This is a genomic window from Streptomyces sp. NRRL F-525, assembly GCF_000716605.1.
In the GTDB taxonomy this organism is placed as follows: Bacteria; Actinomycetota; Actinomycetes; order Streptomycetales; family Streptomycetaceae; genus Streptomyces.
Genome location: NZ_JNXE01000044.1, coordinates 24,807 through 51,098, shown reverse-complemented (window position 1 = coordinate 51,098; position 26,292 = coordinate 24,807). Strand labels below are relative to the sequence as shown.

Below are 26,292 nucleotides of genomic sequence, written 5' to 3'. Positions count from 1 at the left end.
CCCTCAGGCCATCCAGCGGTCCGGGCGGGCGTCTCTACGACCCGTCCGTGACCGCTCGGCCTGGCCGCGGAGCAGCTCAGCGGCCTCCTCAGCGTCCCGCAGGCGCGCTGTGACGGTCTCATTGGCCCCGGTGTCCACGTGCACCTCGGCAAGCCGCCAGAGGCGCTCCCAGGGCCCCTGGCTCAGCCGTACGCTCTGCACCTTCGCGTGCGGCACCAGCGACAAGCTGCGGCGGAGTAGTCCGTGCCGGGCCGCGAACACCGTGTCGGTTACCGCGAGGCCGTAGCCGCGCCACCACAGCGGCATGCACCGGCCCGCCCGGCGCGGTGAGCGGGACAGCTCCTCGCGGGACGGCACGGTCACCCCGGGCAGCACGCGCGCGACGACCGCCTCGGCGATCTCGCGCGGGGCGACCGGCACCAGCACGGAGTTGGACGAACCGGCCACGTCCAGCTCGACCCGCACCCAGCCGCGCCGCCGCCACAGCAGCGGTTCCACGATCCGCACGGTCTGCACGCGCCCCGGAGGCACCGTCTCGTGCGTGCGGTCCAGCAGCCCGTGGTCGATGCGCAGCCCGTCCGGGGACTCGCCGACCGTCCAGTCGTACTCGCCGACGAACCGCCCCACACTGCTCGCGCCCGCCGCGCCCAGCAGCGGCAGCGCGGTCGCGAGGACTGTCCACACGCTGTGGGTGGCGAACCAGAGCAGCGGCGGTACGACGAGTGCGGCGGCCAGTGATCCCCAGGTGGCGCCCGTCAACACCAGGGACTTGGCGAGGACCCCGGCCGGCACGTGCAGCAGCTGCCGCGCGGGTGCCTCGCCGACCTCGTGCGCGGTCTCGGGCGCGAACCCGGCCGCCCGGGCGAGGAGTTCGGCCCGCAGCGCCCGCGCCTCACCCTCGCCCAGGAAGGCCAGTTCGTCCTTCTTGTCGGTCCCCACGACGTCCAGCTTCAACTTGGCGACGCCCGCCACGCGCGCGAGGAGGGGTTGTGTCACGTCGACGGCCTGGAGGCGTTCCAGCCGGATGTGCGCGGTGCGCCGGAACAACAGGCCGGTGCGGATGCGCAGTTCGGTGTCCGTCACCGCGAAGTGCGTGAACCACCAGGTGAGGAAGCCGTACAGGGCGGCGGCCGGGACGAACACGGCGAGCCCGATGAGCAGCGTGACCGTGGTCAGCCGGGTCAGCTGTTCCTGGGCCTGGTTGGGGTCGTGCACCGCCCACCCGATGATGACGGCGACCGGCGCCCACGCCCGGCGCAACGGCGTCACCGGATGCAACCGCCGCTCCACGACCGGCACTTGCTCCCGTACGGCCGCGGTCGCTTCGGGTACGTCCTTGTCGGCGCCCGGCGTCGTCACAGCCCCGCCGATCGGGCCTCGCCCAGCTCGGTGAGCCGGTCGCGCAGCCGTTCGGCCTCGGCCGGGACGAGCCCCGGGATGGTCGCGTCGGTCGCCGCGGCGGCCGTGTGCAACTGCACGCTGGCCAGCCCGAAGTGGCGCTCCACGGGCCCCGAGGTCACCTCCACGAGCTGCATCCGCCCGTACGGCACGATCGTCTCGTGGTGCCACAGCACACCCCGGGTGATCAGCAGGTCGTCGGCGCGCTCGGCGTACCTCCAGGAGCGCCAGTTGCGGCCCAGCAGCACCCAGCCCCACGCCATCAGGGCGAGCGGCAGCAGCGCGAACGCGGCCCACCCGGTGCCGACGAACAGGCCCAGCGGCACCCCCAGGGCCACGGCCAGCAGCCCCAGCCACACCACCAGCAACAGGCGTCGCATCTTCAGCAGCCCCGGCGGCAGCCCGGTCCACACCGGCTCGCGCGCCGCGCCGTCCTGGGCGGCAGTCCCCGTTTCCATGCCGCAAGCGTACGTACGAGAGACTGTGCCCATGACTCCCACGACGGAGACCATGGTCGGGATCGGCGGCGCCGCGGAGAGCACCGACATGGTGCTCAACATCGGCCCCCAGCACCCCTCCACGCACGGAGTGCTGCGCCTGCGGCTCGTCCTGGACGGCGAGCGCATCCAGCACGCGGAGCCGGTGATCGGCTATATGCACCGGGGCGCCGAGAAGCTCTTCGAGGCGCGCGACTACCGCCAGATCATCATGCTCGCCAACCGCCACGACTGGCTGTCGGCGTTCTCGAACGAGCTCGGCGTGGTCCTCGGCGTGGAGCGGATGCTCGGCATGGAGGTCCCCCCGCGCGCGGTGTGGACGCGCACCCTGCTCGCCGAGCTGAACCGGGTGCTCAACCACCTGATGTTCCTGGGGTCGTACCCCCTCGAACTCGGCGGGATCACCCCGGTCTTCTACGCGTTCCGGGAGCGCGAGGTGCTCCAGAACGTCATGGAGGAGGTCTCCGGCGGGCGCATGCACTACATGTTCAACCGCGTGGGCGGCCTCAAGGAGGACCTGCCTGCCGGGTGGGCCTCCCGCGCGCGGGAGGCCGTTTCCGCGGTGCGCTCCCGGATGGGCCGGTTCGACGACCTGGTGCTCGGCAACGAGATCTTCCGGGGCCGCACGCGCGGAGTGGGCGTGCTGTCGGCGGAGGCGGTGCACGCGTACGGAGTGAGCGGGCCCATCGCGCGCGCCTCGGGCGTCGACTTCGACCTGCGGCGCGACGAGCCGTACCTCGCGTACGGCGAACTCCAGGACACCCTGAAGGTCGTCACGCGCCAGGAGGGCGACTGCCTGGCCCGCTTCGAGGTGCTCCTGGAGCAGACCCACAACGCGCTCGACCTCGCGGACGCCTGCCTCGACCGGCTCGCCGAGTTGGAGCCGGGGCCGATCAACCAGCGGCTCCCGAAGGTTCTGAAGGCGCCCGAGGGGCACACGTACGCGTGGACCGAGAACCCGCTCGGGATCAACGGCTACTACCTCGTCAGCAAGGGCGAGAAGACCCCGTACCGGCTGAAGCTGCGCTCGGCGTCCTACAACAACATCCAGGCACTCGCCGTGCTGCTGCCGGGGACGCTGGTGGCGGACATGGTGGCGATCCTGGGGTCGTTGTTCTTCGTGGTCGGGGACATCGACAAGTAGCGGAAATCGGCGGCCAGTAGAGCGCGTTACGGCTCCTGCAGAGGGTCCGGAATTCCCACCGACTGCACGAGCCAGCCGAAGTCGCCGAGTCCGCCGGTCGCCGTGAGCTCGGCCGCCTCACCGGCGCTCGCGAGGGCGCGGATGTACGCCGTCGGGTCGGTGGAGGCCAGCGTTAGCGGGGGGCGCGCGCCTGCGACGCCGAGAGCGCGCAGGGCGGCGCGTTGGGTGAGCAGGCGTGCGCCGGGGAGCGTGCCCTCTGCGTTGGCCGCCGTCGCGCCCGCTTCCGCGCAGGCGTCCAGGGCGACGTGGGTCGTGATGTCGCACGAGCCGTCCGGCACGGGCGCCGTCTCGCGGCCCTCGCGGAAGCCGGTGAGCGTGCCGAACGGGGGCCGGGTGTCCCGGGTGTGCGCGTAGTCGACGGCGATCGCGAGCCCCTGGTCGACGGTGGCGACGGCGGACGCCCAGGCCGTGTCCCTGGGGAGGCCGATCTCGGCCCGCAGCCCCTCCTCGGGCGCCAGGGGCCACCACCGGGCGAGCCACTCGGCCTCCGCACCGGAGAGGGGCTCCCCGAGCCGCTCGGTGCCGTCTTCTCGTACGAGCACGCGCCGCGGGACGCCGACGGGGTCCACCTCGGCCACCTCCACGGGCACGTTGTCCAGCCACTCGTTGGCGAACAGCAGCCCGGTGATTCCCTTCGGGGGCTCGGTCAGCCACTCGACGCGCGGATCGAGTCCTACGGGGCGGTCGGCGAGCTCGACGGCGAACGCACGCACGCGTGCGGCCACTTCGGCGGGCAGGGCGGCGAGTACGCCGGGCGCCAGCTCACCGCGGCCGGCGGCCAGGTCCACGAAGTCCAGGGCGGCCGGCTTGCCGAGGGCCTCGTCCACCCGGCACAGCAGCCGGGCCACGGCGCCCGCGAAGAGCGCCGACGCGTGCACGGACGTACGGAAGTGTCCGGCTGGTCCCTCGGGCCTGCGGTAGAAGCCGTCGGGCCCGTACAGGGCGTCCTCGGCCGCCGTCCGCCAGCCGCGCCACCGGCCCGTGGTGTCTTCCGTCACGTGGTCAGACTAAGTGCACAGGACAACAGGGCCTCCACCTTGGGGAGTACGCGGGACGTATACGGATCGGTCCTCCGGTTGACCCCCGCACACTTCACGCGTCCCTACGCTGGGTTACGTGCAGCGCCTCTATGACTTCCTCCGCAGACACCCGACATGGGTCGACACCTTCTGGGCTGTCTTCCTGATGGGGCTGAGCGGTGTGAGCATCGCGAGTACCAGCTACGCGTCGGGCCGGCACGGGACGGCCACCGGGGCGATCGCGGCGTCCGCCGTCATGTGCGTGGCGATCGCGCTGCGCCGCCGCTGGCCCGAGAAGATGCTCGTCCTCGCCAGTGCGACGGGCCTCGCGCAACTGCTCCTCGACGTCGAGCCCGTGGTGGCCGACTTCGCCATGCTGGTGATCGTCTACACGGTCGCCGCGGTCGGTGCGCGCTGGGCCTCCCGCTTCGCGCTGGCCGCCGGTCTGTCCGCGGCGACCCTCGCGCAGATCCGCTGGCCGCAGGAGCACACCAGTTCCGCCGGGCTGGTCGCGCTGGCGATCTTCCAGACGGTGCCGTTCGCGCTGGCCTGGGTGCTCGGCGATTCGATGCGCACCCGGCGCGCGTACTTCGCGCAGTTGGAGGAGCGCGCCGCCCGGCTGGAGAAGGAGCGCGAGGCGCAGGCGAAGGTCGCGGTCGCCGCCGAGCGCGCCCGGATCGCCCGCGAACTGCACGACGTGGTCGCGCACAACGTGTCGGTGATGGTGGTCCAGGCCGACGGCGCCGCCTACGTCCTCGACTCCGCGCCGGACCAGGCGAAGAAGGCCCTGGAGACGATCTCCTCCACCGGCCGCCAGGCCCTCGCCGAGATGCGCCGCCTGCTGGGCGTGCTGCGCACCGGCGAGCACAAGGAGGCCGGCGAGTACGTGCCGCAGCCGGACGTCGAGCAGATCGACGACCTGGTCGAGCAGTGCCGTACGTCCGGACTGCCCGTCGACTTCAAGGTCGAGGGCACCCCGCGCCCGCTGCCCAGCGGCGTCGAGCTGACGGCGTACCGCATCGTCCAGGAGGCGCTCACCAACACCCGCAAGCACGGCGGCCCGAACACGGGCGCGAGCGTGCGGCTGGTCTACTTCGACGACGGACTCGGGCTGCTCGTCGAGGACGACGGCAAGGGCGCCCCGCACGAGCTGTACGAGGAGGGCGGCGCCGACGGCCAGGGGCATGGTCTGATCGGTATGCGTGAGCGGGTGGGCATGGTCGGGGGCACGCTCGACGCGGGACCGCGGCCGGGTGGCGGTTTCCGTATCAGCGCGCTGCTGCCGCTGAAACCCGCGCACTGAGGTGCCGTACGCCGGGCAGTGACACCTGTAACGAATTGTTGAACGACTTGTTGAACCCATTGTTGAACGATCCTGTTGATGGAACGGAAGAGGACCCGATGGCGATCCGCGTGATGCTCGTCGACGACCAGGTGCTGCTGCGCACCGGGTTCCGGATGGTGCTCGCCGCCCAGCCGGACATGGAGGTCGTAGCCGAGGCGGGCGACGGCGTCGAGGCCCTTCAGGTGCTGGCCGCGACCGCGGTCGACGTGGTGCTGATGGACGTCCGTATGCCGAAGCTGGACGGGGTGGAGACCACCCGCCGCATCTGCCAGGGCGAGAACCCGCCGAAGGTGCTGATCCTGACCACCTTCGACCTCGACGAGTACGCCTTCTCCGGGCTGAAGGCCGGTGCCTCCGGCTTCATGCTCAAGGACGTGCCGCCCGGTGAACTCCTCACCGCGATCCGCTCGGTGCACAGCGGGGACGCCGTGGTGGCGCCCTCGACGACCCGCCGCCTCCTGGACCGCTTCGCCCCGATGCTGCCCGCCACCGGGAAGGAGCCCCAGCACAAGGAGCTGGAGCGGCTCACCGAGCGCGAGCGCGAGGTCATGATCCTCGTCGCCCAGGGCCTGTCGAACGGCGAGATCGCGGCCCGCCTGGTGCTGTCCGAGGCGACCGTGAAGACCCACGTCGGCCGCATCCTTACGAAGCTCGGCCTGCGGGACCGGGTGCAGGTCGTCGTCCTGGCGTATGAGACGGGGCTGGTACGGGCCGGCGGGCACGGCTGAAGCCCGGCTGCCGGGGGGCTACCTGAGGATGCCCTCCAGGAAGTCGCTGCCCAGGCGGGCCACCATCGTGACGTCCAGCTGGTGCAGGACGTAGCGGCCTCGGCGGCGGGTGGTGATCAGGCCGGCCTTCTTCAGGACGCCGAGGTGGCGGGATATCTCGGGGGCGGTCATGCCGTGCACCTGGGTCAGCTCGCTGGTGGTGAACGCGCTGCGGGCCAGGCTGCGGCACAGGCGCATGCGGACCGGGTGGGACAGGGCGGTCATCCGCAGGGTCAGCTGCTCCAGGGAGGTCGGCGCGGCGATCTTCGGGGTGTTGTGCACCGGGTAGTGCACGACGGGCTGCCAGCCGTACCGGTACAGGACCGTCAGGTGCGGCCAGCCCAGGGCCGTGGGCACCAGGAGGAGGCCGCCGTCCTGGGGCGCGGTGCGGCCGGTGCCGAGTTTGTCGACCGTGATGAGGGTGGCGTCCTCGTCGACTGTCACCGCCGTGGACATCGACGTCAGTGCCTCGGCGAGGCCCTTGTGGCGCAGGAGGTCCGTCTTGTGGCGGGCGTCGGCCACGAGTTGGTGGTGCGTCCGGGACCAGGTCTCCGCGAAGAACGCCTCGTCGCAGTCCTCCAGGAACTGCCGCAGCCACGCCCTGGTCCGCGGCGGGTCGGCCAACAGCCGCTCGGTGAACGCCAGTTGATGCGGACCCCGCGCGGCCGCCTGCTCCAGGGCGCGGTGCCGGATCCCGGCGTCGGCCAGCGGGCCGGGTCCGCCCGTGCTGTAGGAGATCGCGCAGGTGGTGAACTCCATCGCGGCGTCCACGAATTGCTCGTCCGTCAGCTTGTCCAGCAGGTCCAGCTCCTCGGCGAGCGTGGCCCCGGGGAGCGTGCTCCGGCCCGGGATGCCCGCGTACGGCAGGAACAGGTCGGAGAACGTCGACCGCCACAGGAAGTCCGCCTCGCACATCCGGTCGGCCAGATGCGGATCGAGCCGCGCGGTGACGCCGGTGACCCAGCCCTGGAGGCCGGGGTGGTGCCCCGGCTCGGACATCGCGTGCAGCGCCATGCACAGCTCGCCCAGCGGCGAGGGCGCGAAGGTGATCCGCTCCTGCCGCAGCCCGGTGATGTCGATGTGCACGCTCATGTCCCCAATCGTGCACCCCGCCACTGACAACGCCCTCCTCGTTTGACGGCGCCCGTCAATCGGCGCGACAGCCACGGGGGAGCGGCGCAGCCTGGAGACATGAGCATCACCCAGCAGCACCTCCTCGACGTCCATCGCGCCCGGCGGCTCGGCGAGGTCCCGCCGCCCCCGCCCGGCACCCACGACTGGCGGACGGTCCGCGAGGTGCGCGGCTACCGGCAGTTCCGTGCGGTCGTCGCGGAACGCCCGGCCCACGGCAGGCTGCGGCGGGCCCTGGACCGGTGGCGGCGCCCGCGCGCGCGTGCCGCCTGCTGACGTCCGTCAGCCCCCGGTCTCCTCCTTCAGCCGGACCACGAAGTCCGCGACCGCCGCCTTCACGTCCTCGGCCGTCCACTCCAGGGCGGCGGCGCGCACGTAGACCTCGGTGACCGCGAGGCCCGGGCCCTTCGCGTCCCAGTAGTTGGAGAAGAGGGCGGTCTTCGTCTCCTCGGCCTGCCGGATCGAGGCCTCCGTGACGGCGTCCGGATCGAACGGCAGCCAGACCTGGAACTCGTTCGTGTGCGGCTGCTCGGGGTGGACGCGTATCCAGGGCACCCCGGCGTCCGCGAACCCCTCACGCAGCGCCTCGGCGACCACGCGCGCGTGGGCCACGTACTCGGGGAGCCGGGGGAGTTCCCGGTCCAGGCCGGCGAGTGCCGTCAGCGCGGTGGGGAACTGCTGGAAGATCTGGCCGCCGTACCGGTGCCGCCAGGTCTTCGCCTCGTCGATGAGGGTCTTCGGGCCGGCGATCGCGGCGCCGCCGAGGGCTTCGAGGGACTTGTAGAACGACACGTAGACGCTGTCGGCGAGGCCGGCGATCTCGTCGAGCGGGCGGCCGAAGTGGGTGGCGGACTCCCACAGGCGGGCGCCGTCGAAGTGGACCACCGCGTCGCGTTCGCGGGCGGCCTCGACGACGGCGGAGAGTTCCTCCCAGGAGGGCAGGACCAAACCGGCGTCCCGGAGAGGCAGTTCGAGCATCAGCGTCCCGAAGGGCTCCGGGAAGTCGCGGACCTCGTCGGCGGTCGGCTGTCGGGGCTCGCTCGTCACGTGGACCGGGCGGAGCCCGCTGACCTGGCTGAACGCGTCCCGTTCGTGCACTTCGGGGTGGGCGAGCGGGTGCAGGGCGACGGTCGGATTGCCGGTGCGGCCCGCCCAGCAGCGCAGGGCGACCTGCTGGGCCATGGTGCCGGTGGGGAAGAAGGCCGCGGCCTCCTTGCCGAGCAGTTCGGCGACCCGCTTCTCCAGGGTCTCGACCACGCCGCCGCCGTACATGTCCGACGTCTCGTCGAGGTCGTACAGCTCGGCCGCCTCCTGTACGAAGGCGAGCCCTTCCCTGAGTGTGCCCAGGAAGCCGAGGCGCGCGAGGGCGCGCTCCGCGTTCCGGTTCGCGCTGAGGCGCCGCTTGCGGCGGGCCAGGACGCGTTCCTCGTCGGTCGCCGGTTCCACTCCCCGCTCGCGCTGCTCCGCCTGATCCACGCCCTGTTCCGCTGTATCGCTCATGCCCCGGATCATGCCTGGCGCGGGTCCGCGGGAGCACCCGGATTTCCACGGGCTTTCCCGTACGGCACGGCTGTGCGACAGCCCACAGCCTGTGGACAACCGGACGCCCCTCGAACCGATCGCGTTAACATGACGAGAAATCGTCCGGTACCCGGAGCGGACTGGAACGGGAAGGCCGCCGTCGCGTGAGTACATTCCAACAGCCAGAGCCCAAGGACCGCCCCGCGCGGCTCGCCGTCGGTGTCGTCGGCGCCGGCCGGGTGGGCCCCGCGCTGGCCGCCTCGCTCCAGCTGGCGGGGCACCGCCCGGTGGCCGTCTCCGGGGTGTCCGACGCGTCCAGGCGACGGGCCGCGCTGATGCTCCCGGACGTGCCGGTCGTCACGCCCGCGCAGGTCCTGGAGCGCTCCGACCTGGTGCTGCTGACCGTCCCGGACGACGCCCTGCCCGGTCTCGTGGAAGGCCTCGCCGACACCGGGGCCGTACGCCCCGGCCAGCTGCTGGTGCACACCTCCGGGCGGTACGGCGCGCAGGTCCTGGACCCCGCTCTGCGGGTCGGCGCGCTGCCGCTGGCCCTGCACCCCGCGATGACCTTCACGGGCACTCCGGTGGACGTCCAGCGGCTCGCCGGGTGCTCCTTCGGGGTCACCGCGCCCGAGGAGCTGCGGCTGGCCGCCGAGGCCCTGGTGATCGAGATGGGCGGCGAGCCCGAGTGGATCGCCGAGGAGAACCGCCCGCTCTACCACGCGGCCCTCGCGCTGGGCGCCAACCACCTGGTGACCCTGGTCGCCGAGTCCATGGAGCTGCTGCGCACGGCCGGCGTCGAGGCCCCCGACCGGATGCTGGGCCCGCTGCTGGGCGCCGCCCTGGACAACGCCCTGCGCTCCGGCGACGCGGCGCTCACCGGCCCCGTCGCGCGCGGGGACGCGGGCACCGTCGCCGCGCATGTCACCGAGTTGCGCAAGCACGCGCCCCAGACCGTCGCCGGCTATCTGGCGATGGCCCGCGCGACCGCCGACCGGGCCCTGGCCCACGGGCTGCTGAAGCCGGAGCTCGCCGAGGACCTCCTCGGGGTGCTCGCCAACGGCACCGAGGGAGATGCCGGATGACCGCCACCCTGCTGCGCACCGCCGCCGAACTCCACGCACGCACGCGTGCGGGCCGTCGCGCCGTCGTGATGACGATGGGCGCTCTCCACGAGGGCCACGCCACGCTGGTCCGCACCGCGCGCGAGATCGCCGGACCGGACGGCGAGGTCGTCGTCACCGTCTTCGTGAACCCGCTGCAGTTCGGCGAGGGCGAGGACCTCGACCGCTACCCGCGCACCCTGGACGCCGATCTCAAGATCGCCGAACTGGCGGGCGCCGACGTCGTGTTCGCGCCCTCCGTGGACGAGGTCTACCCCGACGGCGAACCCCAGGTGCGCATCTCGGCTGGCCCCATGGGCGAACGCCTGGAGGGCGCGGTCCGCCCCGGCCACTTCGACGGCATGCTCACCGTCGTCGCCAAACTGCTGCACCTCACCCGCCCCGACGCCGCCCTGTTCGGCCAGAAGGACGCCCAGCAGCTCGCCCTGATCCGCCGCATGGTGCGCGACCTGAACTTCGGCATGGAGATCGTCGGCGTGCCGACCGTGCGCGAGGCCGACGGCCTGGCGCTGTCCAGCCGCAACCGCTATCTGTCCCCCCGGGAGCGGCGTACCGCGCTCGCCCTCTCCCAGGCCCTGTTCGCGGGCCGGGACCGGCACGCCGCCCAGGAGGCGCTCCGCGCGCGGGCCCGCGAGGTGCCCGCCACGCACGCGCGTGCCGAGGCGCTCAGCGCCATAGGGGAGTCCCGCGCGGCGGCCGACGCGCACGCAGTCGCCAAGGCGGCCCCCGGTCCCGGCAACCCGGCGTCCGTCCGCGCGGCCGCCCGTCTGGTCCTCGACGACGCGGCCCGTCTGGACCCACCGCTCGTGCTGGACTACCTCGCCCTGGTCGACCCGTCCGACTTCACGGACGTCGACGAGGACTTCACCGGGGAGGCCGTCCTCGCCGTCGCCGCCCGGGTCGGGACGACCCGGTTGATCGACAACATCCCACTCGCTTTCGGAACCCTCGGAGCCGCCTCGTGACCAGCACAGGCATACGACTGCACGCACCCGCCCCCGGGTGGTCCATCGACGCGGACGTCGTGGTCGTCGGCTCCGGAGTGGCCGGTCTGACGGCGGCCCTGCGCTGCGAGGCGGCCGGGCTGCGGACGGTCGTCGTCACCAAGGCCCGCCTCGACGACGGCTCCACGCGCTGGGCCCAGGGGGGCATCGCAGCCGCCCTCGGGGAGGGCGACACCCCCGAACAGCACCTGGACGACACCCTGGTCGCCGGCGCGGGCCTGTGTGACGAGGAGGCCGTACGGATCCTTGTCACCGAGGGCCCCGACGCCGTACGGCGGCTCATCGAGACCGGCGCCCACTTCGACGAGTCCTCCGAAGGAGGGCTGGAGCTGGCCCGCGAGGGCGGTCACCACCGGCGCCGGATCGCGCACGCGGGCGGCGACGCGACCGGCGCGGAGGTCTCCCGGGCGCTCGTCGAGGCCGTACACGCGCGTGGCCTGCGCACGATCGAGAACGCGCTCGTGCTGGACCTGCTGACCGACGCGGAAGGCCGTACCGCGGGCGTCACCCTGCACGTCATGGGCGAGGGCCAGCACGACGGTGTGGGTGCCGTGCACGCGCCCGCCGTGGTCCTCGCGACAGGTGGCATGGGGCAGGTCTTCTCGGCGACCACCAACCCGTCCGTGTCGACCGGCGACGGGGTCGCGCTCGCCCTCCGCGCGGGTGCCGAGGTCTCCGACCTGGAGTTCGTGCAGTTCCACCCGACCGTGCTGTTCCTCGGCGCGGACGCGGAGGGCCAGCAGCCCCTCGTCTCCGAGGCGGTGCGCGGCGAGGGTGCCCACCTGATCGACGCCGAGGGCGTGCGCTTCATGGTGGGCCAGCACGAACTCGCCGAGCTGGCGCCCCGGGACATCGTCGCCAAGGGCATCACACGGCGGATGCTGGAGCAGGACGCCGAGCACATGTTCCTGGACGCCCGGCACTTCGGCGCCGACATGTGGGAGCACCGCTTCCCGACGATCCTCGCCGCCTGCCGCAGCCACGGCATCGACCCGGTCACCGAGCCCGTCCCGGTCGCCCCGGCCGCCCACTATGCCTCCGGGGGCGTCCGCACCGACTCCCGGGGCCGTACGACCGTCCCCGGGCTGTACGCGTGCGGCGAGGTCGCCTGCACCGGCGTGCACGGCGCGAACCGGCTCGCCTCCAACTCCCTCCTCGAAGGCCTCGTCTACGCCGAGCGGATCGTCGCCGACATCACCGGGAACCAGGCCGGGAACGCCCTCCACGCGCGTGTGCCCGAGCTGGTCCCGCACCCCCAGAAGCCCGCGCACCCGCTGCTCGCCCCGGAGGCCCGCTTCGCGATCCAGCGGATCATGACCGAGGGCGCGGGCGTCCTGCGCTCCGCCGAGTCCCTCGCGAAGGCCGCCGCACAGCTCCAGCAGCTGCACACCGACGCCCGCGACGCCCTCGACGAGAACGGCAAGACCGCCGAGCCCGGCGTCGACACCTGGGAGGCCACCAACCTCCTGTGCGTGGCGCGTGTCCTGGTCACCGCCGCGGCTCAGCGCGAGGAGACCCGGGGCTGCCACTGGCGCGAGGACCACGCCGACCGCGACGACAGCTCGTGGCGGCGCCACATCGTCGTACGGCTGAATCCGGACCGCACGCTGGCCGTACACACCACGGACACCGCAGACTTCCCCCCGACCCGGCAGCACCGTCCCCAGGAGCAGTGACAGACGTGAGCACCCACGACCTTCCCCTCGCCGACAGCGGTGGCTGCGGCGACGGCTGTGCCTGCGGCGCGGGCGCCGACGCGGAGTACATGGAGTGCGGCCTCGACCCCGCGCTCGCCGAGCTCCTGGCGGACGCCGGACTCGACCCCCTGGAGGTCGAGGACATCGCCAATGTCGCCCTCCAGGAGGACCTGGCAGGCGGCGTCGACGTGACGACCGTGGCGACCATCCCTGAAGAGGCCGTCGCCACGGCCGACTTCACCGCGCGCGAGGCCGGTGTCGTGGCGGGCCTCCGGGTCGCCGAAGCGGTGATCTCCGTGGTCTGCACCGACGAGTTCGAGGTCGAGCGGCACGTGGAGGACGGCGACCACGTGGAGGCCGGACAGAAGCTCCTGTCGGTCACCACGCGCACGCGCGACCTGCTGACCGCCGAGCGCAGCGCGCTCAACATCCTGTGCCGCATGTCCGGCATCGCGACCGCCACGCGCGCGTGGGCCGACGCCCTGGAGGGCACGAAGGCGAAGGTCCGCGACACCCGCAAGACGACGCCGGGACTGCGCTCCCTGGAGAAGTACGCGGTCCGCAGCGGCGGCGGGGTCAACCACCGCATGTCCCTCTCGGACGCGGCCCTCGTCAAGGACAACCACGTGGTCGCCGCGGGCGGCGTCGCGCAGGCCTTCGAGGCCGTACGGGAGGCCTTCCCGGACGTGCCGATCGAGGTCGAGGTCGACACCCTGGACCAGCTCCGCGACGTCCTGGACGCCGGCGCCGACCTGATCCTGCTGGACAACTTCACGCCCGACGAGTGCGCGGAGGCCGTCGGCATCGTCGCCGGCCGCGCCGCCCTGGAGGCCTCGGGCCGGCTCACCCTGGACAACGCCAAGGAGTACGCCGACACCGGGGTGGACTACCTCGCCGTAGGAGCCCTGACCCACTCCGCGCCGATCCTGGACATCGGCCTCGACCTCCGCGAGGCGCAGTAGTCATGCTCCTCACGATCGACGTGGGCAACACGCACACCGTCCTGGGCCTCTTCGACGGCGAGGAGATCATCGAGCACTGGCGCATCTCCACGGACGCGCGCCGCACCGCCGACGAACTCGCCGTCCTCCTCCAGGGCCTCATGGGCATGCACCCGCTCCTCGGAGAGGAGCTGGGCGACGGCATCGACGGCATCGCGATCTGCGCCACCGTCCCGTCCGTCCTGCACGAACTGCGCGAGGTCACCCGCCGCTACTACGGCGACGTGCCCGCCGTCCTCGTCGAACCGGGCGTCAAGACCGGCGTCCCGATCCTCACCGACAACCCCAAGGAGGTCGGCGCGGACCGCATCATCAACGCGGTCGCCGCGGTCGAGCTCTACGGCGGCCCGGCGATCGTCGTCGACTTCGGTACGGCGACCACGTTCGACGCGGTCTCCGCGCGCGGGGAGTACATCGGCGGTGTCATCTCCCCCGGAATCGAGATCTCGGTCGAGGCCCTCGGCGTCAAGGGCGCCCAGCTCCGCAAGATCGAGGTGGCCCGGCCGCGCAGCGTGATCGGCAAGAACACCGTCGAGGCCATGCAGTCGGGCATCGTCTACGGCTTCGCCGGCCAGGTCGACGGCGTCGTCAACCGCATGGTCAAGGAGCTGGCCGACGACCCCGAGGACGTCACCGTCATCGCGACCGGCGGCCTCGCCCCGATGGTCCTGGGCGAGGCCTCGGTCATCGACGAGCACGAGCCCTGGCTGACCCTGATCGGCCTGCGGCTGGTGTACGAGCGGAACGTCTCGCGGATGTGATCACGCGCGCGGGGCACACAAGGGGCTGCTCGGTCGTCTCACGAGCGTCTCGGGTGTGACCCGCGCGCGTGGTGCTGCCGACCGACACCCCGGCCGGCGAGTGCCTCACCGAGATGACCCCGCGCGTGTGGCGCCACCCTCGCCGACCCGCACCCCATCCCCACCCCCGCCGTCCGGCGAAAACCCCGCGCCACACCCGCCCCCTATGTCGAATTTGTCTGATTAGCGCGTATCGTCGCCCCATGCCCACGCCATACGGATCCCGCGGCGGCATGGCGTTCGGTGCGGAGGAGCTGCGTGTGCTCCGTCGCGCTCTCGCCCTCGCCCTCCAGCCCAGAACCGCCTCGGCCGAGGACGTCCAGGACTGTCTTCGGCTCGCCGAATCGCTCGACGAGGCGGTACACGAGGGAGTCCGGCTGCGCGCCTTCCTGGTCGCCGACCTCGCCCGGTACCGCGCCGCCCTGCCCGGCACCACCGCCGGCTACCTCACCCTCCTGGAGGAGGCGCTCGGCGCCGGGTACCGCCCGGACGTCGACGACCTCTCCGCGCTGAGAGCGCTGCGCGGGAACCCCTCCGCCGCCGTCCTCCTGGACCGCTGCCTCACCCTCGCCGAGCAGGACGTACGCGCGCGTCTCGCCCGTCGTACGACCGCCAGGGCCGCCGCCCCGACCGTCCCCGCCTCGCGCACCCGCCTCCTGGCGCTCCCTGGAGGCCTCTCCGGCGGCTTTCGCGCGGCCGACGGCGAACCGGTCGGGGAGGACGCCAAGGAGCCCGTGCGCAAGCCCGTGGAGCGGCCCGCGCCGACGCCCGCGCCCTCGGCGCCGAAGCCGTCCCGGCCCATCCCCACCCCCGGCGAGGTCTTCCCCCGGCGCAAACCGGCACCGCCTCCCGCGAACCCGTCGCAGCAACTCGCCGCCGGCTGAACCGACCCCGCCCCGTCCTCCTTGGGGCCCGTGGCTACTCTGGAGGCATGGACTATGTCTCCGCGCTCGTGCCCCCGGTCGTCATGGCCGTGTTCTTCATCGGACTGATCCGGGTCATCGTGAAGACCCAGGGCGGGGCCATGAAGGCCAAGGAGGACGCGGCCGTCGACGCCGCCATCGCGCGCGCGGAGAGCGCCCGCCAGGCCTCTTCGGCTGCCGACGCCTGAACCCTCCGTTTTCCCCGGCGCCTTCAAGGGCGTACGACTCCCGCACGCGCACGCGTGCTTTCCGAGTCGTACGCCCTTTTTGTTCCTTTTCCACTATGGTTCTGAGCTGTGCCTCGCCCATTGGGAGAACTCGAAGACTCGGTCATGACGCGGGTGTGGAAGTGGAACCGCCCGGTGACCGTTCGAGAAGTCCTGGAAGACCTTCAGCAGGAACGGTCGATCGCGTACACCACGGTGATGACCGTTTTGGACAATCTCCATCAGAAGGGCTGGGTGCGCCGTGAGGCGGAAGGCCGGGCCTATCGATATGAGGCGGTCTCCACACGGGCCGCCTACTCCGCCGCCCTGATGAACGACGCCTGGTCCCAGAGCGACAACCCCGCCGCCGCTCTCGTGGCCTTCTTCGGGATGATGAGCGACGAACAGCGCGAGGCCCTCCGCAGCGCCGTACGCATCGTCCAGGGACCGGAAACACCCGAACCCGCGGATGGCGTCCAGAACCCCGGCTCCACGCCCTCCAGGGGCGGGCGATAGCGTCCGCTCATGTCAGCAGAGCACCCCGAAGTCACCGCGAAAGCCATCACCGTCCGGCGGGCCAGGACCGGCGATGTCGAGGCGGTGCGCCGACTCCTTGACGCCTACGTCCGCGGTCGCATCCTGCTCGACAAAGCGACGGTGACTCTTTACGAGGACATCCAGGAGTTCTGGGTCGCCGAACGGGACGACAACGCCGAGGTCGTCGGCTGCGGGGCACTGCATGTCATGTGGGAAGACCTCGCGGAAGTCCGCACTCTCGCGGTGAAGCCCGGCTTGAAGGGTGCCGGTGTGGGCCATCAGTTGCTGGAGAAGTTGCTGCACACGGCTCGCTGGCTAGGCGTTCGTCGCGTTTTCTGTCTCACCTTCGAAGTGGACTTCTTCTCGAAGCACGGCTTCGTGGAGATCGGTGAGACACCGGTCGACACCGATGTCTACGCGGAGCTGTTGCGTTCCTATGACGAGGGCGTGGCGGAGTTCCTCGGTCTCGAACGAGTGAAACCGAACACCTTGGGCAACAGCCGGATGCTTCTGCATCTGTGATCGCGTCCCCCAATTCGGCCGGGTCGCCCTGCCCAGGTTCCCTATGTCCGAAACGCGCATCTTTCTGGGCGAGGGAGGTCACTCGGTCTCTCCCAGGGGTTTGTGTTTTTCCAGCAAAAGCGGTTTGCTTTCCGACGTACTGCAGTACTGCATATAACAGGGGACGGCGAAACGGCGGACGCCGCAGACCCCAGACCCGCAAGTAATCGATGAAAGGAAATCCGGTGGCACAGAAGGTTCAGGTCCTTCTTGTCGATGACCTCGACGGCGGCGAGGCGGACGAGACGGTGACGTTCGCGCTGGACGGCAAGACGTACGAGATCGATCTCACCACCGCGAATGCGGACAAGCTCCGTGGACTTCTCGACGCTTACGTGAAGGGTGGGCGCCGTACCGGTGGCCGCGCTTCGGGTGGTCGCGGAAAGGCACGCGCCGCAACCGGTGGCAGCCAGGACACCGCGCAGATTCGCGCGTGGGCCAAGGAGAACGGCCACGACGTGAACGACCGCGGCCGTGTTCCCGCGGCCATTCGCGAGGCCTACGAGAAGGCCAACGGCTGAGCGCACGAGCGCCGCAGCCGTACCCGGTGGCACTGTGTGGCCACCGTGTCCACAAGTCGTACGAGATCAGGGGCATGACCGATGCCCCCCACGGCCGACATTGTCGGCAGCGAGGCCTCGACCTCGCACCCCGGCTCGGGGGGTCGCAGCCATACGGCGGCCCCCTGCAAGGGACGTGAACCGCCCGCGGGGAGCGGTCGCGCCCTCGCGGCCCCCGCGCCCGGCAGCGGCGCCCCTGCGGGCCTCGCCCCGGGGAACGACGGCGCCTCCATGAGCCCGTCCGCGCCCAGTGCCACCAGATCCAGCGCCGGCGCCAGAGCGCCCCACTCCAGCCAGTCCAGCAGCCCCGGAAGCTCCTCCGCGCTGCCCGCGGCCACCAGCAGCCGCATCCGGTCGCCCTGCACGGCCACCGGAGAATCCGGACCCAGCCGCCACAGCGCCGCGGCACCGGCCTCGACCGGCACGTCCAGGACGTCGAAACGCAGGCCCGTGATCAGCCGTAGCGGCTCTCCGGGCACCGTGCGCCACCCCAGTTCGTTCTCGTACCAGTTCCGCCGCCGGTCGTCCGGATCGCGCGGGCGGCGGGGGAGCGGGACCGTGCCGAGAGGGGGGACTGTGCGAACCATGCCAAGAGCAACCGCCGAAGCGGGCCGGGAGTTACGCTGGGTGGTCCAACGAATGCGCTGGGTGCGGGTTGCGGGGGCGTTCGGGGGTGCGGCGCGGCGCAAGGTTGTTCGCCCGTAGCGGAGGGAACCGGTGCGAACGGCATGGAGTGTCAGTCCGTGCGGGTAAGACAATCCCTAGTGGGAGGGGGCGACACGCAGAAAAGGGCGTCTCACGTTCGCCATCGGCGTACTCATGGTGAGGGTAACTGCCTGGCCTGCGGGAACATCGTCTCGCACCATCAGGTTGGAGCAGATGTCGGCGTTACGGTTCAGGAGGCAGTGTTGGTTCTCGGTCCGGTGTCGGCAGTTGGAATGAGCGGTCCCCGCTTGCGGGACTAAGCTGCGGAAGGACAGGGAGGGGAGCGTCCCCTTACTGCCTGACCGCTCTGAGGAGCGATTAACGATGTTCGAGAGGTTCACCGACCGCGCGCGGCGGGTTGTCGTCCTGGCTCAGGAAGAAGCCCGGATGCTCAACCACAACTACATCGGCACCGAGCACATCCTCCTGGGCCTGATCCACGAGGGTGAGGGTGTCGCCGCAAAGGCCCTGGAGAGCCTCGGCATTTCGCTTGAGGCGGTCCGCCAGCAGGTTGAGGAGATCATCGGACAGGGCCAGCAGGCACCGTCCGGTCACATCCCCTTCACTCCCCGTGCCAAGAAGGTCCTGGAGCTGTCGCTCCGCGAGGCCCTTCAGCTGGGCCACAACTACATCGGCACGGAGCACATCCTGCTCGGCCTGATCCGTGAGGGCGAGGGCGTCGCCGCCCAGGTCCTGGTCAAGCTGGGCGCTGATCTCAACCGTGTGCGGCAGCAGGTGATCCAGCTGCTCTCCGGTTACCAGGGCAAGGAGACCGCCACCGCCGGCGGCCCTGCGGAGGGCACCCCCTCGACGTCCCTGGTCCTCGACCAGTTCGGCCGGAACCTCACCCAGGCCGCTCGTGAGTCCAAGCTCGACCCGGTCATCGGGCGCGAGAAGGAGATCGAGCGGGTCATGCAGGTGCTGTCCCGCCGTACGAAGAACAACCCGGTCCTGATCGGTGAGCCCGGCGTCGGCAAGACCGCCGTCGTCGAGGGCCTCGCCCAGGCCATCGTCAAGGGCGAGGTGCCCGAGACCCTCAAGGACAAGCACCTCTACACCCTGGACCTCGGCGCGCTGGTCGCCGGCTCCCGCTACCGCGGTGACTTCGAGGAGCGCCTGAAGAAGGTCCTCAAGGAGATCCGCACCCGCGGCGACATCATCCTGTTCATCGACGAGCTGCACACGCTGGTCGGTGCGGGTGCCGCCGAGGGCGCCATCGACGCCGCTTCGATCCTGAAGCCGATGCTGGCCCGCGGTGAGCTGCAGACCATCGGTGCGACGACGCTGGACGAGTACCGCAAGCACCTGGAGAAGGACGCCGCTCTCGAGCGCCGCTTCCAGCCCATCCAGGTCGCGGAGCCGTCCCTGCCGCACACCATCGAGATCCTCAAGGGTCTGCGCGACCGGTACGAGGCGCACCACCGTGTCTCCATCACGGACGAGGCGCTCGTGCAGGCCGCCACGCTGGCCGACCGGTACATCTCGGACCGCTTCCTGCCGGACAAGGCGATCGACCTGATCGACGAGGCCGGTTCCCGGATGCGCATCCGCCGGATGACCGCGCCGCCGGACCTGCGCGAGTTCGACGAGAAGATCGCGGGCGTGCGGAGGGACAAGGAGTCGGCCATCGACTCCCAGGACTTCGAGAAGGCGGCCTCTCTCCGCGACAAGGAGAAGCAGCTTCTTGCCGCGAAGGCCAAGCGGGAGAAGGAGTGGAAGGCCGGCGACATGGACGTCGTCGCCGAGGTCGACGGCGAGCTGATCGCCGAGGTCCTCGCGACCGCCACCGGCATCCCGGTCTTCAAGCTCACGGAGGAGGAGTCCTCGCGTCTGCTGCGCATGGAGGACGAGCTCCACAAGCGGGTCATCGGCCAGAAGGACGCCGTCAAGGCGCTCTCGAAGGCGATCCGTCGTACGCGTGCGGGCCTCAAGGACCCGAAGCGTCCCGGTGGTTCGTTCATCTTCGCCGGTCCGTCCGGTGTCGGTAAGACCGAGCTGTCCAAGGCGCTCGCGGAGTTCCTCTTCGGTGACGAGGACGCGCTGATCTCCCTCGACATGTCGGAGTTCAGCGAGAAGCACACGGTCTCGCGTCTCTTCGGTTCGCCCCCCGGTTACGTGGGCTACGAAGAGGGCGGCCAGCTCACGGAGAAGGTCCGTCGCAAGCCGTTCTCGGTCGTCCTCTTCGACGAGGTCGAGAAGGCCCACCCGGACATCTTCAACAGCCTTCTGCAGATCCTGGAGGACGGTCGCCTGACCGACTCCCAGGGCCGGGTCGTGGACTTCAAGAACACGGTCATCATCATGACGACCAACCTTGGAACCCGTGACATCTCCAAGGGCTTCAACCTGGGCTTCGCGGCCACGGGTGACACGAAGTCCAACTACGAGCGCATGAAGAACAAGGTCTCGGACGAGCTCAAGCAGCACTTCCGCCCCGAGTTCCTCAACCGTGTCGACGACGTCGTCGTCTTCCCGCAGCTCACCCAGGACGACATCCTCCAGATCGTCGACCTCATGGTCGGCAAGGTGGACGAGCGCCTCAAGGACCGGGACATGGGCATCGAGCTCTCCCAGGCCGCGAAGGAGCTCCTCTCCAAGAAGGGTTACGACCCGGTGCTGGGCGCGCGTCCGCTGCGGCGCACGATCCAGCGCGAGATCGAGGACACGCTCTCGGAGAAGATCCTCTTCGGCGAGCTGCGTCCCGGTCACATCGTGGTCGTGGATGTCGAGGGCGAGGGCGACGCGAAGACCTTCACCTTCCGGGGTGAGGAGAAGTCGGCGCTTCCCGATGTGCCGCCGATCGAGGATGCGGCCGCTGGTGGCGCGGGTCCGAATTTGAGCAAGGAGGCGTAAGGCTCAGCGGTTTGGGTTTTACGGCTGGGAAGGGGTCGGTGCCTTTTGGACACCGGCCCCTTTCGCGTATTCGGGGCAGGAGTCAGCGCCGGTCGTCGGTTACTTCGGCGGCGGGGAAAAGCGCGGCGTAGCGGTCGAGGTGGATCTTCAGGCCGTACGTCTTGAAGCGCACCTTGCGCAGGCCGGGGAGGCGCGAGGCCAGGGTGCGGAGCTGGTCCCGGGTGGCGTCCTGGGCGGGCAGCCGGAGGCACCCGATGGAGGGGATGACCGGCATCTCCTCCACGGCATAGCGGTCAAGGGACGTGTTCAGCACGAGGTTCCGCAGGGCGGGCAGCCGGCCCACCTCCCGCCAGTCCCCGGCCGTCATGGTGCCGTCCGTCCGGCCGAGGCTGAGCGTGGTGAGGGTCGGCCATTGATCGAGATCGCGCAGGTCCGTGGAAGCGAGCGTGTACCGGCCCAGGTGCAGGTACTCCAGGCGCGCGTCCAGCGGCAGGTGGGCGCGCAGGTGCGGGCTCGGGAGCACCTGGTCCAGGGAGAGGCGGGTGAGTCCGCGCAGGTTCCGCAGGCCCGCCGTTTCGACGATGTTGTTGAACGTCAGCTCGGTCAAGGGCAGTTCGGACAGCGGCTCGAGGGACCGGACGACGGGGCAGTCCTGAAGCCGCAGTGTGTTCAGGGACCGGAAGGCCAGCAGTCCGTCCAGGACCTGGAGACCGAGGTTCCGCTCAAGACCCAGGACAGTGACCGCGTCCGGATCGCCGACGGCGTCGATGATCTCGGCCGGCGCGGCCGAACCCTCGATCGTCAGCCCGTGCCAGGGCCGCATCAGCCGCAGCGCCTCCAGCTGTTCCCGGGTCGAGCAGCGCAGGAAGAGGCCGTCGTCGCGGCGCAGCCGGTCGAGCACCTCGGCGGCGTACTCCCGGGCGTCGAACCGGTCCCACGTGCCCGCGAGTTGGCGTCGTACGCCGTGGGACGGATGCCCGCGGAAGCGGCGCAGGACCGCCAGCGCGCCATCGGGCTCCGCCCCGCCCAGGACCGAAGCGGTGACCGTGACCGCCCTCGCCTCCTCGTCCGTCAACCCCTCCGGCCCCGGCAGCAGTTCCAGGACCAGCGGTCCCGCCTCCGCCAACGCGAGCGCGTCCTCCGTCGTACGCGGCGGGATCAGCTCGGCCGCCTGCGTCTCGACCTCCGCCCGCACCCCCGGGTCCAACGCCGTCGCATGCTCCTGGCAGGCCAGTGCGAGCAGCGTCAGCCGGGGCTCCTCCCGGGCCAGCAACTGCCGTAGGAGTACGACCCGTTCGCGCGGCCGGGCGTGGGCGACCGCCATCCGGATCACGTCCTCCCACTGGGCGTCGCCCGCGTGGGAGGTCAGGACGTCGAGGTGGCCCTCCTCGACCGCGTACCGGGCGCCCAGGTAGTCCTGGAACGTGCGGTGGACGAAGTCGACGACACCGTCGGCGGGTTGGCGCAGCAGGCCGCTTCTCAGTAGGAGGTCCCGCAGTACCGTCCCGGCGTCGCCCCGCCCCGCGACCGTGGGCAGGCATCGTTCAACGATTCCCTCCGCCGTCTCCCGGTCCATCTCCGTGCGGCCGCTCAACACCAGGGCGTACGCGAGCCGTTGGAGGATCTCCAGCTGGGCCTCCTCGCCCAGTTCCGCTCCCTCCAGCGTGCTCATGCCCCGCTCCCGGTCCCGGCGGGCCAGCAGCATCGTCAGGGCGGCGTCGTACAACTCCTTGCGGCCTGTGGGGAGATAGCCCCTCCGTTCGCGATGCAGGGCGCAGATCAGGCCGCACATCAGGGGGTTCGTGGCCAGCCGTGCCAAGTCCCGTTTCGTGCGCAGGGAGTCCAGGAGTGGGCCCTCGTACTCCGGGGCCTGAGCCGCCGTGTGCCAGCGCTCGACGAAGGTCTTCACCTCGGGGCGGCGCATGGGGGCCAGGGTCAGTTCGCGGAAGCCCTCCGACGCCAGCCAGTCGGGGCGGACCGCGGTGGGGCGGGAGGTCAGGAGCCAGCGGTTGCCCGGGAAGGCGCTGATCAGGGACTGGAGCCAGTCGCGGGTGCGGTGGCGGTCGGCGGACGGGATCTCGTCCAGGCCGTCGACGAGGACCAGGGCGCGGCCGGCGGTCAGGACGCGTTCCGTCCAGCCCTCGGGTGGGGTGTGCGGGCAGCCGACCGAGGCCAGGAAGGTTGCCGGGGACGGGAGTTGGCCCGCACGGATCAGCGTGCGCAGGGGGAGGACGTACGGGATGCGGTCGCCGTCCCTCGCCGCCGTCACCGCCAGCCACTGCACCAGGGTCGTCTTGCCGGAGCCCGCGTCACCGCGCAGCAGGACGCGGTCGTGCGTCGACAGGGCTTCTTCGGCGGGGAGTTGGACGCTGAAGGACGCACCGGGGTGTTCGTCGGGGAGGTGGCGTTCCTCTGTTGCCGTCGCCTCCAGGCTCAGGTACGCCACTTCGAGGGGCCAGCGGTCCGGGGAGTCGCGGAGGTCGATGCCGTAGATGGTGATGTGGTTGTGGCGCTCGGCGACGTACGGGAGGTAGCGGCGCTCGAAGGCGCGGTCCTGGGAACCGGGGCGTTGGGTGCGGGCGATCAACTCGTCTACGCGGGCGATCAGTTCGGCCTGGCTGCGGGTCTGTTCCACCAGCGTGCGGGCTACGAACGTGGAGCGGCGGGTGAAGAACTCCAGGATCTGGAGGCAGGCCCACTCGGTGGCGTTGCCTAGGAAGTAGCGGGCGTCGGTGGAGAGTCCGGCGGGTGCGGGGGCGCCGTACTCCAACTGCCGGGCCAGTTCCCGGTGTCCGAGTCGTACGGCCTGGACGTCGTCCATGGCCAGGTCGCCGAGAGCCAGGAGTCTGCGGGCCAACGCGTCGGCCACGGCGGTCTGTTCGTCGGGCGGGAAGGGGGGCTCGCCGGGGGAGTCCACGGCCCGCGCGACCAGGTGGGCGGCGAGCTTGTGGACGTCCTTCTCCGTCAGGGTGCGTTTCTCGCCCTTGAAGGAGACGAGGGAGGAGAGGCGGATCGGTCTGTCGACCAGGCCCGCGCCGGGGGCGTCGGGTACGAACAGCTTCTTCAGCAGTGGTGTGATCAGGCCTGACGCCAGCTTGCCACCGAGTACCGCGGGCTCCATCCGCCGCCCCACCCCCGTCGTCGCGCGAACGGACGGAGCCTAACGGCTTACGACAACTGGCCGTCGTAGTCCGGCAGTTTGAAGGTCTTCTCGGCGTGGCCGCCCGACAGGTCGGTGGCGCTGTTGCCGATGTTCGCGATGATCGTGTAGCCCTTGTTCTCGATCGCGGTGCGCTGGGCCGTCTTGTAGTCGGCGACGTCCTTGAAGAGGTCGAAGAGGCCGCGGACGTAGAGGCCGTCGACGTCGTAGCCGTCGTGTTCGAGGTTGTACTCGGTCGGCAGGTAGATGATGCCGGGGCGGGCCGTGACGAAGAACAGCGAAACGCCGTGCTCCTGGGCGTACTTGGCGACCGCGAGGACCGGCTTGTTGGCCGGCTGCGGCCAGCTGAAGCCGAAGTCCGTCTCCAGGGTGGTGTTGTCGATGTCGAAGACGATCGCCTGCTTCTCGCCGGGCTTCGTGGCCGCGATGCGCTGCTTCAGGTAGGGCAGGGCCTGGTTCATCACCGTCTGGCAGTCGGTCTGCCAGGTGGCGTAGTCCACCGTCGTGGCGGTGGTGCTGGTCGCCGTCGCGGCCTCCGCGGGGACGGTCAGCGTCGCGAGGGCGGTCGCGGCCACGGCGACTGTGGCGGTACGGCGAGCCCAGGGGCGTCGTCTCGTCATGGGGGTGGGGGTTCCTCTCACGTCTGTGCGCTGCCGTGCGGTGCAGAAGGCATGGTCGCGGGCGCGGGTGGCGGGAGGGGAACCGTAAGGTTACTGAACGGTAGGTGTATAGAGGTCTGCGCCACATTTCCGCGCCCGGCGGCGGCCCCCGCCGGTGACAAGCCGCACAGGCGATTCGGGCCCTACTAGGGGAGATAGTCGCGTGCCTCGATCGGGGCAAAAGGGACTTTTTTCTTGAGATTCGTGGAACCGAATGACCGATTTCGCCCTCGAGGGGGCCGAATCGGGAGGCATGAGCACCCTGTCAAGAAGTCGGAAGTTTTGTGGTGAAGTACTAGCTTCCGTCGTAGAAGAGGGGTTTGGGGGTCCGTGGGGTCCGGGGTTACCAATGAACGTGCCATCCGGCGGCCGTATGCGTGCCGGGTGGTTTTTCTGTCCCCGTCCCCCGTGAGGTTTCGATGTTCCAGCGCGCCACGTCCCGTTCTTCCCGTACGTCTTCGCTCCGCACCCGGGTGGCCGTCCTGGCCGTCGGACTGGGAGCCACCGCCGTGCTGGGGACCGGGGTCGCCAGCGCCGCCTCCTCGAGCGTCGCGCCGAAGGCCGTCAGCGCGAAGGTCGCCGCCTCCTGGGTCGACCCGGTGAAGAAGTACACGCTGTCCGCGAGCTTCGCCCAGGCCGGCAGCATGTGGCAGTCCACCCACAGCGGGCAGGACTTCGCCGTGGCCAGCGGCACCAACGTCATGGCCGCGCACGGCGGGACCGTCGTCAAGGCCGGCGGCAACGGCGCGGGTGACGGTGCCGCGTACGGCAACGCCATCGTCATCAAGCACGGCAACGGCACGTACTCCCAGTACGCCCACCTCTCGCGCATCGACGTGAAGGTCGGCCAGGTCGTCAGCACCGGTCAGCACATCGCGCTCTCCGGCAGCACCGGCAACTCCAGCGGCCCCCACCTGCACTTCGAGATCCGTACGACCGCCAACTACGGCTCGGCGATAGACCCGGTCTCGTTCCTGCGCGGCAAGGGTGTCTCCGTCTAGGACCCGTCCCGAGTGGGCTTCGTGCCCGCGTGGGCCTGCGTGATCATGTCGGTGGCGACCTCCAGGACGGCCTTGTGCTTCTCCTCGGGGTCGCCTTCGAGGTCGTGCACGGCGAACATGCCGGCGTGCAGCGTGAAGATCGCGCTGAGGGAGCGGACCTGGTCGACCAGGCTCGCGTCGGGGTCGATCATGATCTCCCGGAGGCCGCGCATCCGCTCCTTGAAGCGCTCGCCGATGCGCAGGTCCCGTACCGTCGCCTGGTTCTCCTGCATGAAGCGGAACAGCGGGGTCGCGCCGTCGAGCGCGTCGCTGTAGCGCCGTACGATCTCCTGCTTGGTCGCCAGGGTGTGCGGCTGGCCGCGGCCCCACTCGATCAGTTCCTCGATCGGCCGGGTCAGGTCCTCGAAGATGCCGACGAGGATCTCTTCCTTGGTCTTGAAGTGGTAGTAGAGCGCCGCCTTCGTGACGTCCAGGTGCTCGGCGATCTCGCGCAGCGAGGTCTTCTCGTAGCCCTGCTCGGCGAAGAGTTCGAGCGCCACGTCCTGGATGCGCTGGCGGGTGTCTCCGCGACGCTGCCGCTTGGTGCCGTCCATGGTGCCGCCCATTCGTCTCATGCTCC

25 protein-coding genes are annotated in these 26,292 nt (G+C 70.8%); 16 read left to right on the top strand and 9 right to left on the bottom strand.

Features of this window, described 5'->3' with window-relative positions:
• Positions 1-3 precede the first annotated feature (3 nt).
• Positions 4-1,359 carry a PH domain-containing protein gene (locus tag OO69_RS41465; RefSeq protein WP_033286131.1) on the bottom strand — a complete coding sequence of 452 codons (1,356 nt, stop codon included), beginning with the start codon at positions 1,357-1,359 and terminating at the stop codon, positions 4-6.
• Positions 1,356-1,856, bottom strand: coding sequence for a PH domain-containing protein (locus OO69_RS41460; RefSeq protein WP_033286164.1), 501 nt, complete (start codon positions 1,854-1,856; stop codon positions 1,356-1,358). Before OO69_RS41460 ends, OO69_RS41465 begins: the two co-directional genes overlap by 4 nt.
• Before the next feature lie 31 nt (positions 1,857-1,887).
• Between OO69_RS41460 and OO69_RS41455 the strand changes: the two genes are divergently transcribed.
• A complete protein-coding gene (locus OO69_RS41455) occupies positions 1,888-3,039 on the top strand; it encodes an NADH-quinone oxidoreductase subunit D (protein ID WP_033286130.1) in 1,152 nt (383 codons plus the stop codon).
• Between the two features lie 26 nt (positions 3,040-3,065).
• On the opposite strand, the gene OO69_RS41450 is transcribed toward OO69_RS41455, so the two are convergent.
• Positions 3,066-4,097 carry an SAM-dependent methyltransferase gene (locus OO69_RS41450; protein WP_033286129.1) on the bottom strand — a complete coding sequence of 344 codons (1,032 nt, stop codon included), beginning with the start codon at positions 4,095-4,097 and terminating at the stop codon, positions 3,066-3,068.
• Positions 4,098-4,215: 118 nt separating this feature from the next.
• Between OO69_RS41450 and OO69_RS41445 the strand changes: the two genes are divergently transcribed.
• Both OO69_RS41445 and OO69_RS41440 read left to right on the top strand, forming a co-directional pair.
• Complete coding sequence (locus OO69_RS41445; protein WP_033286128.1) at positions 4,216-5,421, top strand: sensor histidine kinase; 1,206 nt, start codon at positions 4,216-4,218, stop codon at positions 5,419-5,421.
• Between the two features lie 98 nt (positions 5,422-5,519).
• The gene (locus tag OO69_RS41440) at positions 5,520-6,191 is read left to right on the top strand and encodes a response regulator (protein ID WP_026151569.1); all 672 of its coding nucleotides are present in this window, start codon (positions 5,520-5,522) and stop codon (positions 6,189-6,191) included.
• 18 nt (positions 6,192-6,209) lie between these two features.
• Here OO69_RS41440 and OO69_RS41435 read toward each other — a convergent pair whose 3' ends face one another.
• Positions 6,210-7,322: a DUF5937 family protein gene (locus tag OO69_RS41435; RefSeq protein ID WP_033286127.1), complete on the bottom strand. Its 1,113-nt coding sequence runs from the start codon at positions 7,320-7,322 to the stop codon at positions 6,210-6,212.
• A 99-nt stretch (positions 7,323-7,421) separates the two neighbouring features.
• Between OO69_RS41435 and OO69_RS41430 the strand changes: the two genes are divergently transcribed.
• A complete protein-coding gene (locus OO69_RS41430) occupies positions 7,422-7,637 on the top strand; it encodes a hypothetical protein (protein WP_033286126.1) in 216 nt (71 codons plus the stop codon).
• A gap of 6 nt (positions 7,638-7,643) precedes the next feature.
• Here the strand turns inward: OO69_RS41430 and OO69_RS41425 are convergent, their stop codons facing one another.
• Complete coding sequence (locus OO69_RS41425; RefSeq protein WP_033286163.1) at positions 7,644-8,861, bottom strand: threonine aldolase family protein; 1,218 nt, start codon at positions 8,859-8,861, stop codon at positions 7,644-7,646.
• Between the two features lie 185 nt (positions 8,862-9,046).
• Between OO69_RS41425 and OO69_RS41420 the strand changes: the two genes are divergently transcribed.
• The 10 genes from OO69_RS41420 to OO69_RS41375 all read left to right on the top strand — a co-directional run bounded on the left by OO69_RS41420 (position 9,047) and on the right by OO69_RS41375 (position 17,256).
• The gene (locus OO69_RS41420) at positions 9,047-9,967 is read left to right on the top strand and encodes a Rossmann-like and DUF2520 domain-containing protein (RefSeq protein WP_033286125.1); all 921 of its coding nucleotides are present in this window, start codon (positions 9,047-9,049) and stop codon (positions 9,965-9,967) included.
• Positions 9,964-10,971 carry a pantoate--beta-alanine ligase gene (gene panC, locus OO69_RS41415; RefSeq protein WP_033286124.1) on the top strand — a complete coding sequence of 336 codons (1,008 nt, stop codon included), beginning with the start codon at positions 9,964-9,966 and terminating at the stop codon, positions 10,969-10,971. The genes OO69_RS41420 and panC overlap by 4 nt, the downstream gene beginning before the upstream one ends.
• Positions 10,968-12,686, top strand: a complete 1,719-nt coding sequence (locus OO69_RS41410) for an L-aspartate oxidase (protein WP_033286123.1) — start codon at positions 10,968-10,970, stop codon at positions 12,684-12,686. The genes panC and OO69_RS41410 overlap by 4 nt, the downstream gene beginning before the upstream one ends.
• 5 nt (positions 12,687-12,691) lie before the next feature.
• Positions 12,692-13,669: a carboxylating nicotinate-nucleotide diphosphorylase gene (gene nadC, locus OO69_RS41405; protein WP_033286122.1), complete on the top strand. Its 978-nt coding sequence runs from the start codon at positions 12,692-12,694 to the stop codon at positions 13,667-13,669.
• A gap of 2 nt (positions 13,670-13,671) precedes the next feature.
• Complete coding sequence (locus OO69_RS41400; protein ID WP_033286121.1) at positions 13,672-14,469, top strand: type III pantothenate kinase; 798 nt, start codon at positions 13,672-13,674, stop codon at positions 14,467-14,469.
• A 272-nt stretch (positions 14,470-14,741) separates the two neighbouring features.
• The gene (locus OO69_RS41395; protein WP_033286120.1) at positions 14,742-15,392 is read left to right on the top strand and encodes a hypothetical protein; all 651 of its coding nucleotides are present in this window, start codon (positions 14,742-14,744) and stop codon (positions 15,390-15,392) included.
• A 47-nt stretch (positions 15,393-15,439) separates the two neighbouring features.
• Positions 15,440-15,619, top strand: a complete 180-nt coding sequence (locus OO69_RS41390) for a hypothetical protein (RefSeq protein ID WP_033286119.1) — start codon at positions 15,440-15,442, stop codon at positions 15,617-15,619.
• Between the two features lie 144 nt (positions 15,620-15,763).
• Complete coding sequence (locus tag OO69_RS41385) at positions 15,764-16,153, top strand: BlaI/MecI/CopY family transcriptional regulator (protein WP_033286118.1); 390 nt, start codon at positions 15,764-15,766, stop codon at positions 16,151-16,153.
• 9 nt (positions 16,154-16,162) lie between these two features.
• Positions 16,163-16,696 carry an amino-acid N-acetyltransferase gene (locus OO69_RS41380; protein WP_019064250.1) on the top strand — a complete coding sequence of 178 codons (534 nt, stop codon included), beginning with the start codon at positions 16,163-16,165 and terminating at the stop codon, positions 16,694-16,696.
• Between the two features lie 224 nt (positions 16,697-16,920).
• Positions 16,921-17,256 carry a histone-like nucleoid-structuring protein Lsr2 gene (locus tag OO69_RS41375; RefSeq protein WP_033286117.1) on the top strand — a complete coding sequence of 112 codons (336 nt, stop codon included), beginning with the start codon at positions 16,921-16,923 and terminating at the stop codon, positions 17,254-17,256.
• Here OO69_RS41375 and OO69_RS41370 read toward each other — a convergent pair.
• A complete protein-coding gene (locus OO69_RS41370; RefSeq protein ID WP_033286116.1) occupies positions 17,235-17,882 on the bottom strand; it encodes an SCO3374 family protein in 648 nt (215 codons plus the stop codon). The two genes, OO69_RS41375 and OO69_RS41370, sit on opposite strands and share 22 nt — an antisense overlap.
• 442 nt (positions 17,883-18,324) lie before the next feature.
• Here OO69_RS41370 and OO69_RS41365 point away from each other — a divergent pair, with 442 nt between their 5' ends.
• The gene (locus tag OO69_RS41365) at positions 18,325-20,853 is read left to right on the top strand and encodes an ATP-dependent Clp protease ATP-binding subunit (protein WP_033286115.1); all 2,529 of its coding nucleotides are present in this window, start codon (positions 18,325-18,327) and stop codon (positions 20,851-20,853) included.
• Between the two features lie 82 nt (positions 20,854-20,935).
• Here the strand turns inward: OO69_RS41365 and OO69_RS41360 are convergent, their stop codons facing one another.
• Together OO69_RS41360 and OO69_RS41355 are read right to left on the bottom strand one after the other, a co-directional pair.
• Positions 20,936-23,974: an NACHT domain-containing protein gene (locus OO69_RS41360; RefSeq protein WP_033286114.1), complete on the bottom strand. Its 3,039-nt coding sequence runs from the start codon at positions 23,972-23,974 to the stop codon at positions 20,936-20,938.
• 47 nt (positions 23,975-24,021) lie between these two features.
• Positions 24,022-24,633, bottom strand: coding sequence for an HAD family acid phosphatase (locus tag OO69_RS41355; RefSeq protein ID WP_033286113.1), 612 nt, complete (start codon positions 24,631-24,633; stop codon positions 24,022-24,024).
• A 458-nt stretch (positions 24,634-25,091) separates the two neighbouring features.
• Here OO69_RS41355 and OO69_RS41350 point away from each other — a divergent pair, with 458 nt between their 5' ends.
• Positions 25,092-25,673 carry a M23 family metallopeptidase gene (locus tag OO69_RS41350; protein WP_033286112.1) on the top strand — a complete coding sequence of 194 codons (582 nt, stop codon included), beginning with the start codon at positions 25,092-25,094 and terminating at the stop codon, positions 25,671-25,673.
• On the opposite strand, the gene OO69_RS41345 is transcribed toward OO69_RS41350, so the two are convergent.
• Positions 25,670-26,278 (bottom strand): TetR/AcrR family transcriptional regulator, encoded by a 609-nt coding sequence (locus tag OO69_RS41345; protein ID WP_033286111.1) that lies wholly within the window; start codon positions 26,276-26,278, stop codon positions 25,670-25,672. The genes OO69_RS41350 and OO69_RS41345 overlap by 4 nt on opposite strands.
• Positions 26,279-26,292: the final 14 nt, after the last annotated feature.

What these genes read in the sequence shown, in the direction of transcription:
- OO69_RS41460 (WP_033286164.1), bottom strand. Translation starts at nt 1,856, where the DNA reads ATGGAAACGGGGACTGCCGCCCAGGACGGCGCGGCGCGCGAGCCGGTG.
- OO69_RS41455 (WP_033286130.1), top strand. Translation starts at nt 1,888, where the DNA reads ATGACTCCCACGACGGAGACCATGGTCGGGATCGGCGGCGCCGCGGAG.
- OO69_RS41440 (WP_026151569.1), top strand. Translation starts at nt 5,520, where the DNA reads ATGGCGATCCGCGTGATGCTCGTCGACGACCAGGTGCTGCTGCGCACC.
- OO69_RS41435 (WP_033286127.1), bottom strand. Translation starts at nt 7,322, where the DNA reads ATGAGCGTGCACATCGACATCACCGGGCTGCGGCAGGAGCGGATCACC.
- OO69_RS41430 (WP_033286126.1), top strand. Translation starts at nt 7,422, where the DNA reads ATGAGCATCACCCAGCAGCACCTCCTCGACGTCCATCGCGCCCGGCGG.
- OO69_RS41425 (WP_033286163.1), bottom strand. Translation starts at nt 8,861, where the DNA reads ATGAGCGATACAGCGGAACAGGGCGTGGATCAGGCGGAGCAGCGCGAG.
- panC (WP_033286124.1), top strand. Translation starts at nt 9,964, where the DNA reads ATGACCGCCACCCTGCTGCGCACCGCCGCCGAACTCCACGCACGCACG.
- OO69_RS41400 (WP_033286121.1), top strand. Translation starts at nt 13,672, where the DNA reads ATGCTCCTCACGATCGACGTGGGCAACACGCACACCGTCCTGGGCCTC.
- OO69_RS41395 (WP_033286120.1), top strand. Translation starts at nt 14,742, where the DNA reads ATGGCGTTCGGTGCGGAGGAGCTGCGTGTGCTCCGTCGCGCTCTCGCC.
- OO69_RS41390 (WP_033286119.1), top strand. Translation starts at nt 15,440, where the DNA reads ATGGACTATGTCTCCGCGCTCGTGCCCCCGGTCGTCATGGCCGTGTTC.
- OO69_RS41385 (WP_033286118.1), top strand. Translation starts at nt 15,764, where the DNA reads ATGACGCGGGTGTGGAAGTGGAACCGCCCGGTGACCGTTCGAGAAGTC.
- OO69_RS41380 (WP_019064250.1), top strand. Translation starts at nt 16,163, where the DNA reads ATGTCAGCAGAGCACCCCGAAGTCACCGCGAAAGCCATCACCGTCCGG.
- OO69_RS41370 (WP_033286116.1), bottom strand. Translation starts at nt 17,882, where the DNA reads ATGGTTCGCACAGTCCCCCCTCTCGGCACGGTCCCGCTCCCCCGCCGC.
- OO69_RS41365 (WP_033286115.1), top strand. Translation starts at nt 18,325, where the DNA reads ATGTTCGAGAGGTTCACCGACCGCGCGCGGCGGGTTGTCGTCCTGGCT.
- OO69_RS41360 (WP_033286114.1), bottom strand. Translation starts at nt 23,974, where the DNA reads ATGGAGCCCGCGGTACTCGGTGGCAAGCTGGCGTCAGGCCTGATCACA.
- OO69_RS41355 (WP_033286113.1), bottom strand. Translation starts at nt 24,633, where the DNA reads ATGACGAGACGACGCCCCTGGGCTCGCCGTACCGCCACAGTCGCCGTG.
- OO69_RS41350 (WP_033286112.1), top strand. Translation starts at nt 25,092, where the DNA reads ATGTTCCAGCGCGCCACGTCCCGTTCTTCCCGTACGTCTTCGCTCCGC.
- OO69_RS41345 (WP_033286111.1), bottom strand. Translation starts at nt 26,278, where the DNA reads ATGGGCGGCACCATGGACGGCACCAAGCGGCAGCGTCGCGGAGACACC.